At 67.8% G+C, this 13,097-nt stretch carries 12 protein-coding genes; 10 read left to right on the top strand and 2 right to left on the bottom strand.

The window, feature by feature from the left end; translation table 11 throughout:
• The first annotated feature begins 679 nt into the window (after positions 1–679).
• Genes IRT45_RS34860 through IRT45_RS34850 form a run of 3 tightly spaced genes read left to right on the top strand, consistent with a single transcriptional unit; the run spans position 680 to position 2,578 of the window.
• Complete coding sequence (locus IRT45_RS34860) at positions 680–1,117, top strand: hypothetical protein (RefSeq protein ID WP_036505726.1); 438 nt, start codon at positions 680–682, stop codon at positions 1,115–1,117.
• Positions 1,118–1,169: 52 nt separating this feature from the next.
• On the top strand, positions 1,170–1,880 hold the full coding sequence (locus tag IRT45_RS34855; protein WP_194810016.1) for an NUDIX domain-containing protein: 711 nt from the start codon (positions 1,170–1,172) through the stop codon (positions 1,878–1,880).
• A gap of 47 nt (positions 1,881–1,927) precedes the next feature.
• Positions 1,928–2,578 (top strand): hypothetical protein, encoded by a 651-nt coding sequence (locus IRT45_RS34850; protein ID WP_194810015.1) that lies wholly within the window; start codon positions 1,928–1,930, stop codon positions 2,576–2,578.
• 5 nt (positions 2,579–2,583) lie between these two features.
• Here IRT45_RS34850 and IRT45_RS34845 read toward each other — a convergent pair whose 3' ends face one another.
• Positions 2,584–3,837 (bottom strand): TetR/AcrR family transcriptional regulator, encoded by a 1,254-nt coding sequence (locus IRT45_RS34845; RefSeq protein ID WP_309241289.1) that lies wholly within the window; start codon positions 3,835–3,837, stop codon positions 2,584–2,586.
• Positions 3,838–4,281: 444 nt separating this feature from the next.
• Here IRT45_RS34845 and IRT45_RS34840 point away from each other — a divergent pair, with 444 nt between their 5' ends.
• Positions 4,282–4,725, top strand: coding sequence for an SRPBCC family protein (locus IRT45_RS34840; RefSeq protein ID WP_194810014.1), 444 nt, complete (start codon positions 4,282–4,284; stop codon positions 4,723–4,725).
• Here the strand turns inward: IRT45_RS34840 and IRT45_RS34835 are convergent.
• On the bottom strand, positions 4,722–5,345 hold the full coding sequence (locus tag IRT45_RS34835) for a TetR/AcrR family transcriptional regulator (RefSeq protein WP_194810013.1): 624 nt from the start codon (positions 5,343–5,345) through the stop codon (positions 4,722–4,724). The two genes, IRT45_RS34840 and IRT45_RS34835, sit on opposite strands and share 4 nt — an antisense overlap.
• Before the next feature lie 126 nt (positions 5,346–5,471).
• On the opposite strand from IRT45_RS34835, the gene IRT45_RS34830 reads away from it, so the two are divergent.
• The 6 genes from IRT45_RS34830 to IRT45_RS34805 all read left to right on the top strand — a co-directional run.
• Positions 5,472–7,049 carry a carboxyl transferase domain-containing protein gene (locus IRT45_RS34830; RefSeq protein WP_194810012.1) on the top strand — a complete coding sequence of 526 codons (1,578 nt, stop codon included), beginning with the start codon at positions 5,472–5,474 and terminating at the stop codon, positions 7,047–7,049.
• A gap of 5 nt (positions 7,050–7,054) precedes the next feature.
• Positions 7,055–9,127, top strand: coding sequence for an acetyl/propionyl/methylcrotonyl-CoA carboxylase subunit alpha (locus IRT45_RS34825; RefSeq protein WP_194810011.1), 2,073 nt, complete (start codon positions 7,055–7,057; stop codon positions 9,125–9,127).
• On the top strand, positions 9,124–10,284 hold the full coding sequence (locus IRT45_RS34820) for an acyl-CoA dehydrogenase family protein (RefSeq protein WP_194810010.1): 1,161 nt from the start codon (positions 9,124–9,126) through the stop codon (positions 10,282–10,284). Before IRT45_RS34825 ends, IRT45_RS34820 begins: the two co-directional genes overlap by 4 nt.
• An 8-nt stretch (positions 10,285–10,292) precedes the next feature.
• Complete coding sequence (locus IRT45_RS34815) at positions 10,293–10,778, top strand: MaoC family dehydratase (RefSeq protein ID WP_062996075.1); 486 nt, start codon at positions 10,293–10,295, stop codon at positions 10,776–10,778.
• 8 nt (positions 10,779–10,786) lie between these two features.
• Positions 10,787–11,599, top strand: a complete 813-nt coding sequence (locus IRT45_RS34810) for a CoA ester lyase (protein WP_194810009.1) — start codon at positions 10,787–10,789, stop codon at positions 11,597–11,599.
• 13 nt (positions 11,600–11,612) lie between these two features.
• A partial coding sequence (locus IRT45_RS34805; RefSeq protein ID WP_194810008.1) for an acetoacetate--CoA ligase occupies positions 11,613–13,097 on the top strand: 1,485 nt, incomplete at its 3' end.

Below are 13,097 nucleotides of genomic sequence, written 5' to 3'. Positions count from 1 at the left end.
CTCGTCGACCAGCCGGTCGGTGGACACCGCCCGGCCCTGCGCGATCACCAAGCGCGCCAGCAGGGCCCGGGTGAGCCGGCCCGCGAGCCGGATCGGAGTTCCGTCGAGTGCGATGTGCATCGGCCCGAGGACATGGATGCGCCGTTCAGCCATACCATGCCCCCTGCCACCGTGACATCCCGGACACCTTCCCCATGGCCCGCCCCGTCCGTGCGCCGACGGGACGGCCAAAACGCTGGACATCTGATTTAAATCAGATCTCTACTAGAAATTTTCGACGCTGTCTGTCGTTAGCTTCATGGTTGCCAAATTGTTATATCCATTCCGTGTGATAGTTCCGGTATGTATGTGTTGTGCATCACGTTCCGGCCGTTCCGGGTTGCGACACACGTGGTTCGATCCTGAGTGGCGAGGTGAGCGGCTTGTAATGCAATTGTGACTTTTTCGGTGAACTGTGGTTTCGCGGTCGGATGACCACCTCGGCTCGTATATTTCATCGCAACTTCGGAATTGCTCTCGATATCGGTCCAATTGCTTGCCGCCCGATTCGACCGGAAGTGAACCAGAAGTGGGATGGGCGAGGCTGACGTTCACAAACCTGATGGATGGGGAGGTTTCGAATGGTTCGAACGTCACAGAACGCGGTAACGGAATTCGGTGGCGCAGGGCAGGAGAAATCATGAGTCAGAACAGGATCCGTCCCCGGCCCACCGTGCCGGACATCGTGGCCCTCTTTCACGACGACGATCAGGCGGGAGAACTGTTCATGCGGACCGACGAGGTGATCGCGGTGCCGGCCGGTCAATTCGTGGCCATGGCCCGCGCCGTCGCACAACTGGCCGACCGCGCCCTGGTCGGCGGCGGAATTCACGCGGACCGCCCGGACGAGGGAACGCTCGGCGCCTTCGGGGACGCGGGCGAGAATTCCGTCACGGAACCGGAGCCGGTCACGCGCGGTCTCTATGTCGACGCCGACGGTGACGTCTGGGAGCACGACGAGCTCGGGTGGCGGTTACTGCTGCAGGCCGGCGTGGTGGTCGACCCGGTTTCCCATTGGGACTGGATCCTCGGCCATGTCGGTGAATTCGGCCCCTTCACTTTCGTCGCCGCGAGCTGAGGAATTCACCGGCGGAGTTTTTATCGTCAGACTGACGATTACAATGCCCGTCATGGGCAGTGGTTTTCGCCTCAATGCAGCGGTCGCGGTCGATTTGGTGGTTCTGACCCTGGGCGCCCGCCACACTGCCAACGACACGCTGTGCGCGCTGCTGGTCCAGCGGCTCTACGCCCCCTATCGCGGACGATGGGCGCTGCCCGGCGGATTCGTCCGCCCCGAGGAAAGCCTCTCCGCCGCCGCGGTCCGGGAGTTGCGCGAGGAAACCGGAATTCGCGGCGACCGCATGCATCTGGAGCAACTGGCGACCTACGGTGAACCCGGCCGTGATCCGCGCGGCCGGGTCATCAGTACCGCCTATCTGGCGCTGGCGCCGAATCTGCCTCCGCCGCAAGCGGGTTCGCAGGCCACGGCGGCCGGCATCTGGTCGGTGGAACAACTGCTCGCCGAGCGCGGCCGCATCGCCTTCGACCATCGCCGAATCCTCACCGACGGCGTCGAGCGGGCCCGCGCCAAGCTGGAATACACGCCGCTGGCCACGGCCTTCTGTGCGCGCGAATTCACGGTGGCCGAACTGCGCCGGGTCTACGAGGTCATGTGGGGCACCGACATCGATCCACGCAATTTCCACCGCAAGGTCACCACCACACCGGGTTTCGTCCTGGCCACCGGCGCCACCACGACCCGCGACGGCGGTCGTCCCGCCAAGCTCTATCGCGCCGGGCCGGCGCAGGTGCTGCATCCACCGATGTTGCGGCCCAGCTGATTCCCCGTCGTTGCCGCCGTGTGCCCGCGAGGTGGTACACCGGGAGTATGACGGAGGTCACTACCGGCGCGCCGACGGTCGCCGGGCGCTCGGCGGAGTTCTGGGGATATCTGATGTGGGGGCTGGCGGGCGTTGTCATCGCGGTCCCGGAGTTGGCCGCGGTCTTCGATCTGGCCGACTGGCCGACGATTTCGGCGACGATCGGCCACCTCGAAAACGCGCATTCGTGGGTGCGGCTCGTGGTCGTCTTCGTGATCGTCGTGCTCGCCTACTATTCGCTACCGCAGCTGGCGATGCCGCCGCAGCGCCCGGCCGCGGTCGCGGGCCGGCAGACCACGGCCAACGGCCGGCTCACCCCCGACCCGGACGCCGTGCGCACCGAGGGGATGGGCGGCTATCTGGTATCGGCCTGCGCGGCACTGGCCGCGGCGGTCGCCTTCGCCGGTGGAGCGCGGGCGGTCGATCCGGGGACCTTCTCCGGCGCCTACGTGCTCTACGGAACCATCGCCCTGATGTGGGTGATCGTGCCGAGCGTGCTGTCGATGTTCTTCGCGCGGGAAGTGCCGTTCCCCACCCTGTTTCGCACCATCGGCTATCTCGAACATCGCGCGGGATTCGTCGCCGCGCTGCTGCTCGGACTGCTGGCGATCCTGCTCATCCACCTCGCGCTCTACCCGTGGCCGCGGATGAACAGCTGAGGCGATCACGCGCGGCGCGGCGACCCGAACAGCACGACCTCCATCAGCGCCATGACTCGCTGCGGCGGGCAGAGGTTTTCGTCGTCACCGAAGACCCGGCCCAGATCGACCACGAGTCCGAATCCGGCCTGCACCAGAATGCGCGCCTGCGCCTCGGACAACTCCGGCCGCACCGCGACCAGCAATTTCACCCATTCCGCCACGATCAACCGCTGGATATTGCGCAGGACGGTGCGTTCCTCGGGCGGGACGTGACTGAACTCGGCGTAGTAGACGAAGGTCAATTCGCGTTCTTCGAACGACCCGGTGACGTACAGGTCGATCAGTTTCGACAGTGCCTCGGCCGGGGATTTCGACGAGGCGGTGGCCGGGCCGATCGCGCCCGACACCCGATCCGCCGCCCGCCGGAACGCGGCCGCGAGCAGGTCGCTCTTGCTGCGGTAATACCGGTAGACGGCCGAGGCCGCGGACAGATCCGCGGCTGTGGCGATATCCTCCACGCTCACATTCGGATAGCCGCGCTGATGAAACAGCTCCACCGACTTCTTCAGCAGCAGTTCGTGTTTGAACGACTGCGGGATCTCCGCCGGCCGGGCAGTGGCGGCCGACGGCGCGGCGTCCGGAAGGTCGGCGCCGATGATCGCCCACGCGGCCGAATTCAGGACGGCGGTCAGCGATTTCACGGGGAGCGTGGCATGGTGGTCGCCGATGCTGCTGACGATGCTGAGCAAGGCCACCGCACGCACCAGCCGATCGCGGCGGGTCAGCTCCGGGCGCAGTTCACCGAGCAGGCCGGCGAGGGCGCGGATCGAGGTGGTGAACTGCTCGTCCAGCGTGGCGCGATCGGTGTCGTCGAGGTAGCGCCCCTCCCACCGGGCCAGCGTCACGGTCGGGCGATTGGCGATGGTCGCGGCGATCATGGTGTCGAGCACGCCGGCCAGCCGCTGCTGCGCCGGAAGTTCGGCGGCCTCGGGATCCACCGTGGTCGATTCCACCGTCAGCGCGCCGAGGCGCAGCAGTTCCTCCCGGAACAGCGCGTACTTGCTCGGATAGTGCCGGTACAGGGCCGCCGAGGAAATGCCGAGGCGGGAGGCGATGTCCTCCATGCTGACGCCGTGGTACCCCAGCGAGCCGAAGGCCGCCGCCGAGGTCGCGGCGATCTGGGCGCGCCGATTCTTCGGGCGTCGGCGAATCACCCGCTCCTGCGGCTTTGTTGTCGGCTGTTCTGCGGGGCTCGCGGTGCCGCGCTCTGCGCTCACGGTTCCGGCCTGTCTGTGGTGCGGCGGCACTCCTCGGCACTCATGAATGCCATGGTAGTCACCGGGTGATTCGGTCTGCCCGGTGTTACCGCCGGTTCCGGGAGGCCGACGGGGATCGGTGCGGCGGCGGCGACGACCGGTTCCGGGCCGGATCGGGACAATTGTGTCCTATCGCCACCGATTCGTGAGCTGCGGGGGTACGGCGGAATGAATGAAAGATTTTCTGTCGCAAGGAAATACCGACCGGATTCATCTTTTCGCGGCCGCCGCCAGGCTTGGGCGAACGACCAGATCGCTTGCTCGTATCGAAATAGCATCGTTTCGACTCTCGTCTCTGGCAGCGGGTGCCCGCCGCGCCGTACGCTGCGCTGGCACTCGGCACCGATCCGGCATCCCCGCCGGTCGCCGAACTCATCCGACACCGTGGTAGCGAAGGGACTCTCGATGCGCACGCTGGACCTGGAACGGATCATCCGGGCACCTCGCGCCGACGTCTTCGACTGGATCACCGACGCCACCAACTACCAGCGCGTTCCGGCGATCCGGCGGGTCACTCCGGTCCGTCCGGGCAATGTCTCCGAACACGGGGTCGGGGCGGTGCGGCTGCTGGTGACGCCGCTGCTGCGGCTGACCGAGGAGGTCGTCGACTACGACCCGCCGCGACTGTTCCGTTACCGAGTGCTGAAATCGCTTCCGCCGCTGCGCCGCCAGGACGGAACCGTGACCTTCGACGACCATCCGTCGGGCACCCGGGTGCGCTGGCATTCTCAATTCGAGGTCGCCACACCGCTTTTCGCCGCCGCGTGGACGCTGGCGCTGATCCCCGCCGTCTATCTGGGCGTGAGCGCGGTCCTGTCCACCGCCGAGGCTGAACTGCGTCGCGACTAGGCCGGCTCGGCCCTCTGGTCGGCGCCTCGGCTCAACGCCGCCCAGGCCATCTCCCGCAGGATCGGCCGAGCCCGTCCGGCCAGAGTGGGGGAGGCGCTGTGCGGTGTCGAGTTGATCAGGCCGAAGGTGGCGTGCGCCGTGACTCGCGCGGCGGTCTCGTCCAGTTCCGGGTGCAGGCCGCGCAGCACCCCGACCCAGATCTCCACGTACTGCCGCTGCAGGCGGCGGACCTGTCGCCGCGCGGATTCCGGCAGGCTTTCCAGGTCCCGGTCCTGGATACGGATGAGCTCGGGCTCGCCGAGGGCGAAGTCGAGGTGGAATTCGATCAGCCCGGACAGAGCCGAGCGCGGTGACTCGGCCTGTTCGGCGACCGCCTTGCCACCCTCGAACAGCCGGGTGCTGATCCCGACCAGCAATTCCACCAGGAGGGCTTCCTTGTTGGGGAAGTGCCGGTAGACCGCCGGGCCGCTGATGCCGGCGGCCGCGCCGAGGTCGTCGAGCCGCACGCCGGGATAGCCGCGGTCGGCGATGAGTCGCGCCCCGGCCTCCAGTAACTGCTGCCGCCGCTGCGCCTTGAGCTGCTCCCGGCGTGTGGGGGCGACGGCCTCACCGCTGCTCATCGGGCTCCTCTCCGCAGGTCGGGGGCGTTGGGCGGTCCGGTTTCCGGCACGCCTGGACATTTCAGTTAACGAAGATTATCTTAGTTTCCAGTTATTGGCCACTAACCGAATGGGCAGGATGGCGTGATGACCCTGACGCAGGACGTGCAGGCCGGCAACCGTGCCGCACATCTGGCGCTGCTCGACGAGCTGCGCGCGAAGCTGGCGGCGAGTGCGCTCGGCGGACCCGAGCGGGCCCGCGAGCGCCATCTGGCGCGCGGCAAGCTGTTGCCGCGCCAACGGGTGGACCGGCTGCTGGATCCCGGCAGCCCGTTCCTGGAACTCTCGCCGCTGGCGGCCGACGGCATGTACGGCGACGACTGCCCCGGCGCCGGGGTGATCGGCGGTATCGGACGGGTGTCCGGGCGGGAATGCGTGATCGTCGCCAACGATGCGACGGTCAAGGGCGGCACCTATTACCCGATGACGGTCAAGAAGCATCTACGCGCCCAGGAGGTGGCACTGCAGAATCATCTGCCGTGCATCTACCTCGTGGACTCCGGCGGTGCGCATCTGCCGCATCAGGACGAGGTCTTCCCCGACCGCGAACACTTCGGCCGGATCTTCTACAACCAGGCGACCATGAGCGCCAAGGGAATTCCGCAGATCGCGGCGGTGCTGGGGTCCTGCACCGCGGGCGGCGCCTACGTTCCCGCGATGAGCGACGAAGCCGTGATCGTGCGCAATCAGGGCACGATCTTCCTCGGCGGGCCGCCGCTGGTGAAGGCCGCCACCGGCGAGGTGGTCACCGCAGAAGAGCTCGGCGGCGGCGAATTGCATTCGCGCACATCGGGTGTCACCGACCATCTGGCCGACAGTGACGAGGACGCGCTGCGCATCGTGCGCCGCATCGTCGGCACCTTCGCGCCGAAGTCGCCGAGTCCGTGGGAGATCGCGGCGCCGGTCGATGCGATCGCCCCGCAGTCGGAGCTCTACGACGTGGTCCCGGTGGACCTGCGTACGCCCTACGACGTGCACGAGGTGATCGAGCGCGTCGTGGACGGCGGTGAATTCCAGGAATTCAAGGCCGAATACGGCCGCACCCTGGTCACCGGCTTCGCGCGCATCCACGGCCACCCGGTCGGCATCGTCGCCAACAACGGCGTGCTGTTCGGCGAATCCGCACAGAAGGGCGCGCATTTCATCGAACTGTGCGACAAGCGGGTCATTCCGCTGGTGTTCCTGCAGAACATCACCGGTTTCATGGTCGGGCGCGCCTACGAGGCGAGCGGTATCGCCAAACACGGCGCGAAGATGGTGACCGCGGTCGCCTGCGCGCGCGTGCCGAAGCTGACGGTGGTGATCGGCGGTTCCTACGGCGCCGGCAACTATTCGATGTGCGGGCGGGCCTATTCGCCGCGCTTCCTGTGGATGTGGCCGAACGCCCGCATCTCGGTGATGGGCGGTGAACAGGCCGCGTCGGTGCTGGCCACGGTGCGCGGCGAGCAGCTCGGCGATGCCTGGAGCGCGGAGCAGGAGGAGGAGTTCAAGGCGCCGATCCGGGATCAGTACGAGCGCCAGGGCAATCCGTACTACTCGACCGCGCGGCTGTGGGACGACGGAGTCATCGATCCCGCCGACACCAGAACCGTGCTCGGCCTGGCCCTGTCGGTCTGCGCGCAGGCGCCCCTCGAACCTGTCTCCTACGGCGTATTCCGGATGTGATCACCATGCTGAACAAATCTCACCCGGTGCCCTTCGACACCGTGCTGGTCGCCAACCGTGGCGAGATCGCGGTGCGTGTGATCCGCACGCTGCGCGCCATGGGTATTCGCTCGGTGGCGGTCTACAGCGACGCCGACGTCGCCGCCCGGCACGTGGCCGAGGCCGACGTCGCGGTGCGGCTGGGCCCGGCGCCGGCGCGGCAGAGCTACCTCGACATCGATCGGGTGGTCGATGCCGCCGTGCGGTCTGGTGCGCAGGCCGTGCATCCCGGTTACGGCTTCCTGTCGGAGAATTCGGCCTTCGCCGCGGCGCTGGACAAGGCCGGCATCGTCTTCCTCGGTCCGCCCGTGCGGGCGATCGAGATCATGGGCGACAAGATCGCGGCCAAGACCGCGGTCGCCGATTTCGGCGTTCCGGTCGTGCCCGGTATCGCCCGGCCCGGCCTCACCGACGACGAATTGATCTCGGCCGCAACCGAAATCGGGTATCCGGTGCTGGTCAAGCCGTCGGCGGGCGGTGGCGGCAAGGGCATGCGCCGAGTCGACGATCCCGCCGATCTACCCGCGGCGCTGGTGAGCGCGCGCCGGGAGGCCGCCGCGGCGTTCGGCGACGACACCCTGTTCCTGGAGCGGTTCGTCGCCACACCCCGGCATATCGAGGTGCAAATCCTCGCCGACCGGTTCGGCAACGTCCTGCATCTGGGGGAGCGGGAATGCAGCCTGCAACGCCGGCATCAGAAGGTCATCGAGGAGGCACCCTCGCCGCTGCTGGATCCGCAGACGCGGGCCCGGATCGGCGCCGCCGCCTGCAATACCGCGCGCAGCGTCGACTACGTGGGCGCGGGCACCGTCGAATTCATCGTCGCCGCGGACCGGCCGGACGAGTTCTTCTTCATGGAGATGAACACCCGGCTGCAGGTCGAACATCCGGTGACCGAACTGGTGACCGGCGTGGATCTGGTGGAATGCCAGGTTCGCGTCGCGGCCGGGCAGAAGATCGTCGCCGAACAGGACGACATCCAGCTCACCGGGCACGCCGTCGAGGCCCGCGTCTACGCCGAGGATCCCGGCCGCGACTTCCTGCCCACCGGCGGCACCGTGCTGGCGCTGGCCGAACCGCAGGGGCCCGGGGTGCGGGTGGATTCTGGGCTGCGCACCGGCAGTGTGATCGGCAGCGACTACGACCCGATGCTGTCGAAGGTGATCGCGCACGGCCCCGATCGCGCGACCGCGATCGCCCGGCTGGATCAGGCGCTGGCCGACACCCAGGTGCTGGGTGTGCGAACCAATACCGACTTCCTGCGGTTCCTGCTGGCCGATCCCGATGTGCTGCGCGGTGATCTCGACACCGGGTTGCTGGACCGGCGCGCCGGAGATTTCCGGCCCGCACCGGTCACCGACGACCAGTTCGTCGCCGCGGCGGTGGCGCGCTGGCTGCGGGCGTGGCCGGCCGCACCGCAAGGCCCCTGGGAAATCCCGGACGGCTGGCGCATCGGCACCGCGGCCCCCACGGTGCTGCGGCTCGAAGGCGGCGATCGCGTTGTGCACGTGGCGATTACGGGCACACCCGCCGACGCGTGGGTGGCGGTGGACACCGGGCTGCCGCGTTCGCTGACCGCCACGCTCGACGACGCGGTGCTGACGATCGCCCTCGACGGAATCCGGCTGCGGTATCGCGTCGCCGAACAGGCCGGCCCGATCTGGGTGGCCGGTGCCGACGGTGTCGCGGCGGTGCGTGAGGTGGCCGAGCCGAGTCTGCGCGGCGGCGACGAACAACTCACCGACGCCGAAATCCTCAGCCCCATGCCGGGTTCGGTGATCGCGGTGCATGTGGCGCCGGGCGCCGAGGTGGCCGCCGGTACCCCGATCGTGGTGGTCGAGGCGATGAAGATGGAACACACCTTGACCGCGCCGGTCGCCGGAAAGGTGGAGTTGCTGGTCGCCGCGGGTGACCAGGTACAGGTCGAACAGGTCCTGGCGCGGATCGCCGCCGAACCCGCCGTGGACCCCGAGGAATCAGACCCCGAGGAATCGGGCCCCGAGGAATCGGATACCGAGCAGAAAGAGGCACAGGCATGAACGATTTCCTGTCCACCGGCACGTTGCCGGAGGAGTACCGGGAGCTGGCGCTGACGGTCCGCGACTTCGCGAATCAGGTCGTCGCGCCGGTGGCGGCGAAACACGATGCGGCCCATACCTTCCCGTACGAGGTCGTATCCGGTATGGCGGATATGGGTCTGTTCGGTCTGCCGTTCCCGGAGGAGTACGGCGGTATGGGCGGCGACTACTTCGCACTGTGCCTGGCGCTCGAGGAACTCGGCAAGATCGACCAGAGCGTGGCGATCACGCTCGAGGCCGGGGTGTCGCTGGGCGCCATGCCGATCTACCGGTTCGGCAACGAGGCGCAGAAGCAGGAGTGGTTGCCGCAGTTGACCTCCGGGCGCGCGCTCGCCGGTTTCGGTCTCACCGAACCCGGTGCGGGCAGCGATGCCGGCGGTACCCGCACCACCGCCGTGCGTGACGGCGACGACTGGATCATCAACGGCAGCAAGCAGTTCATCACCAACTCGGGCACCGATATCACCCGCCTGGTGACCGTGACCGCGGTGACCGGGGAGTCGGAGGGCAAGAAGGAGATCTCCACCATCCTGGTGCCGGCCGACACCCCGGGATTCGTCGCCGAACCGGCCTACAACAAGGTCGGCTGGCACGCCTCGGACACCCATCCGCTGAGCTTCACCGACGTGCGGGTGCCGCAGTCGAATCTGCTCGGTGAACTCGGCCGCGGTTACGCGAACTTCCTGCGGATCCTGGACGAGGGCCGGATCGCGATCGCGGCGCTGTCGGTCGGGGCGGCGCAGGGCTGTGTCGACGAGAGCGTGCGCTACGCCGGTGAGCGGGAGGCGTTCGGCCGCACCATCGGCAACAATCAGGCGGTGGCGTTCAAGATCGCGCGAATGGAGGCGCGGGCGCACGCCGCACGCACCGCCTACTACGACGCGGCGGCCTTGATGCTGGCGGGCAAGCCGTTCAAGAAGCAGGCCGCGATCGCGAAGCTGGTCGCCAGTGAGGCCGCGATGGACAACGCCCGCGATGCCACCCAGATTTTCGGCGGCTACGGCTTCATGAACGAATATGCTGTGGCCCGGCACTATCGCGATTCCAAGATTCTGGAAATCGGCGAGGGCACGACCGAGGTGCAGTTGATGCTGATCGGACGGGAGCTGGGACTGTGAGCGAGCCGATGGAGCCGGTGCGCCGGGTGGTGCAGCGCGGACTGTGGTTCGAGGAACTGGAAGTCGGTGTGCTGTACGAACACCGGCCCGGGCGCACCATCACCGAAGCGGACAACGTCGCGTTCACCACGCAGACGATGAATACCCAGGCACTGCATCTGGACGCGGCCTTCGCCGACGGCCTGCCGCCGTTCAATCAGCGGCTGGTCAATTCGATGCTCACGCTGTCGACGCTGGTCGGACTGTCGGTGACGCAGCTGACACAGGGCACCATCGTGGGCAATCTGGGTTTCTCGGAGGTCGCCTTCCCGAAGCCGATGTTCCACGGCGACACCCTGTACGCCGAAACACTGGTGACCGCCAAGCGTGAGTCGAAGAGCCGTCCGGGCGAGGGGATCGCGACCTTCGCGCACACCGGGCGCAACCAGCACGGCGACGTGGTGGCCACCGCGGTCCGTCAAACCCTGATGCGGATGCGCCCGAACGGCGAGTAGGAGAGCGGATGAACTGGGAACTCCCGGGCCCGGCCTGGCTGTTCTGCCCCGCCGACCGGGGTGAACGCTACGAGAAGGCCGCCGCCGCGGCCGACGTCGTGATCATCGATCTGGAAGACGGCGTCGCGGCCGCGGACAAGGAGACCGCGCGCGAGGTGCTGATGGCCACACCGCTCGATCCGGAGCGCACGGTGGTCCGGGTCAACGCGGCAGGCACGCACGATTTCGACGCCGACCTGACCGCGCTGGCCTCGACCGCCTACCGTCGCGTCATGCTGCCGAAATGCGAATCGGCACAACAGCTCTCGCTGTTGTCGGACTACGAGGTGGTCGCACTGTTCGAATCGCCGCTGGGCGCGCTGCGCACCGAAGAGGTCATGGCCGCGCCGAATGCGATCGCCTCGATGGCCGGAGCGGAGGATCTGGTCGCCGGACTCGGTGGCAATTCCAGCCGCCGCGCCGACGGCAGTTATCACGACGTGGCGCGGCAGTTGCGCTCGACCGCGCTGCTGGCGGCGAAGGCGTACGGCAAGATCGCGCTGGACTCGGTGTATCTCGATATCGCCGACCTCGACGGACTGCGCGCGGAATCCGACGAGGCGGTGGCGGTCGGCTACGACGTCAAGGTCGCCATCCATCCGAAGCAGCTCACGGTGATCCGGGCGGCCTACGCGCCGGCGGAGGAGGAAGTGGACTGGGCCCGCCGGCTGCTGGCGGAGGTGCCCAGCAATCGCGGGGTGTTCAGTTTCGAGGGACGCATGGTGGACGGCCCGGTGATCCGGCATGCCGAGCGCATTCTGCAGCGCGCCGGGGCCCGTTAGAGCTAGGAGAGTCATGACGCAACCACAGTGGCAACCCGATCCCGGGGACGTGGAAACGGCGCGGGTCACCGACTTCGCGCGATTCGTCGGGGCCCGGACCGGACGAGAATTCGACGACTACCACTCGCTGTGGGAATGGTCGATCACCGATCTCGCCGGGTTCTGGGGCGCGCTGTGGGAGTACTTCGAACTCGGCGACGCGCCGAACACGGTGCTGGCGAGTTCCGATATGCCTGGGGCGCAATGGTTTCCGGGACAGCTGCTGAACTACGTCGATCAGATCGCACGCCACGCCCGCACCGATCGGCCCGCGATCGTCTACGCCGGCGAACAGGGCGGCCTGACCGAGATCTCCTGGGCGGAACTGCTGGGCCGTGCCGCCTCCTTCGCGGCGACGCTGCGCGAGCTCGGCGTGGGACCCGGTGATCGGGTCGTCGGCTATCTGCCCAACATTCCCGAGGCCGTGATCGCCTTCCTCGGCACGGCCGGTATCGGCGCGGTGTGGAGTGCGTGCGGACAGGACTATTCGGCCAAGGCGGCGCTCGACCGGCTGGGACAGCTGGAGCCGGTCGTACTGGTCACCGCCGACGGTTACCACTTCGGCGGGAAACAGCACGACAAACGTGACGATATCGCCGCCCTGCGGGCCGGGCTGCCGACCGTTCGAGCCACCGTCGTGGTGCCGCGTCTCGGCGGTGCGGTGCCCGACGCCCTGGACTGGAATACGGTCGCCGCGCCCGAGGGTGCCGAATTGTCCACCGAGCCGGTCGGTTTCGCGCACCCACTCTGGATCCTGTTCTCCTCCGGGACCACCGGTCTGCCGAAGGGGATCGTGCACGGGCACGGCGGCGTCCTGCTCGAACATCTGAAAGCCGCTGCGCTGCAGTCGGATATCGGGCGCGGCGACGTCTTCTTCTGGTACACCAGCCCCAGCTGGATGATGTGGAACTTCCAGGTCGCCGGCCTGCTGGTGGGCGCGACGATCGTCTGCTACGACGGCAGTCCGACCTTCCCGCACGCCGATTCGCTGTTCGACCTGGCGGCGCGCACCGGCACCACCGTGCTCGGGACCAGCCCGGGTTATGTGCTCGCCTGCATCAAGGCCGGTGTGGTGCCGCGGCGCGACCACGAGCTCTCGGTGCTGCGCACGGTCGGTATCACCGGATCGTCGCTGCCGCCGTCGTCGGCACTGTGGTTGCGCGACAACGTCGGTGAACGGGTACAGGTGAACTCCATCAGCGGTGGCACCGACGTGGTGTCCGCCTTCATCGGCGGTGTGCGCACGGTGCCGGTGTGGCCGGGCGAGCTGTCGGTGCCGTTCCTCGGCGCCGCGGTGGATGCCTGGGACGAATCGGGCCGGCCGGTGCGCGGCGAGGTCGGGGAACTGGTGATCACCGCCCCGATGCCCTCCATGCCGGTGTCGTTCTGGAACGATCCTGATGGAACACGCTATCGCGCAGCGTATTTCGAGATGTTCCCCGGTGTCTGGCGGCACGGC

The organism is Nocardia sp. BSTN01 (assembly GCF_015354405.1).
Lineage (GTDB): Bacteria > Actinomycetota > Actinomycetes > Mycobacteriales > Mycobacteriaceae > Nocardia.
The sequence above is the reverse complement of the archived record's forward strand: the minus strand, read 5'-3'. Positions and strand labels throughout refer to the sequence as shown.

Coding starts and splice junctions, on each gene's coding strand:
- IRT45_RS34820 (WP_194810010.1), top strand. CDS start 9,124: ATGAACGATTTCCTGTCCACCGGCACGTTGCCGGAGGAGTACCGGGAG.
- IRT45_RS34840 (WP_194810014.1), top strand. CDS start 4,282: ATGCGCACGCTGGACCTGGAACGGATCATCCGGGCACCTCGCGCCGAC.
- IRT45_RS34825 (WP_194810011.1), top strand. CDS start 7,055: ATGCTGAACAAATCTCACCCGGTGCCCTTCGACACCGTGCTGGTCGCC.
- IRT45_RS34855 (WP_194810016.1), top strand. CDS start 1,170: ATGGGCAGTGGTTTTCGCCTCAATGCAGCGGTCGCGGTCGATTTGGTG.
- IRT45_RS34830 (WP_194810012.1), top strand. CDS start 5,472: ATGACCCTGACGCAGGACGTGCAGGCCGGCAACCGTGCCGCACATCTG.
- IRT45_RS34860 (WP_036505726.1), top strand. CDS start 680: ATGAGTCAGAACAGGATCCGTCCCCGGCCCACCGTGCCGGACATCGTG.
- IRT45_RS34810 (WP_194810009.1), top strand. CDS start 10,787: ATGAACTGGGAACTCCCGGGCCCGGCCTGGCTGTTCTGCCCCGCCGAC.
- IRT45_RS34815 (WP_062996075.1), top strand. CDS start 10,293: ATGGAGCCGGTGCGCCGGGTGGTGCAGCGCGGACTGTGGTTCGAGGAA.
- IRT45_RS34835 (WP_194810013.1), bottom strand. CDS start 5,345: ATGAGCAGCGGTGAGGCCGTCGCCCCCACACGCCGGGAGCAGCTCAAG.
- IRT45_RS34850 (WP_194810015.1), top strand. CDS start 1,928: ATGACGGAGGTCACTACCGGCGCGCCGACGGTCGCCGGGCGCTCGGCG.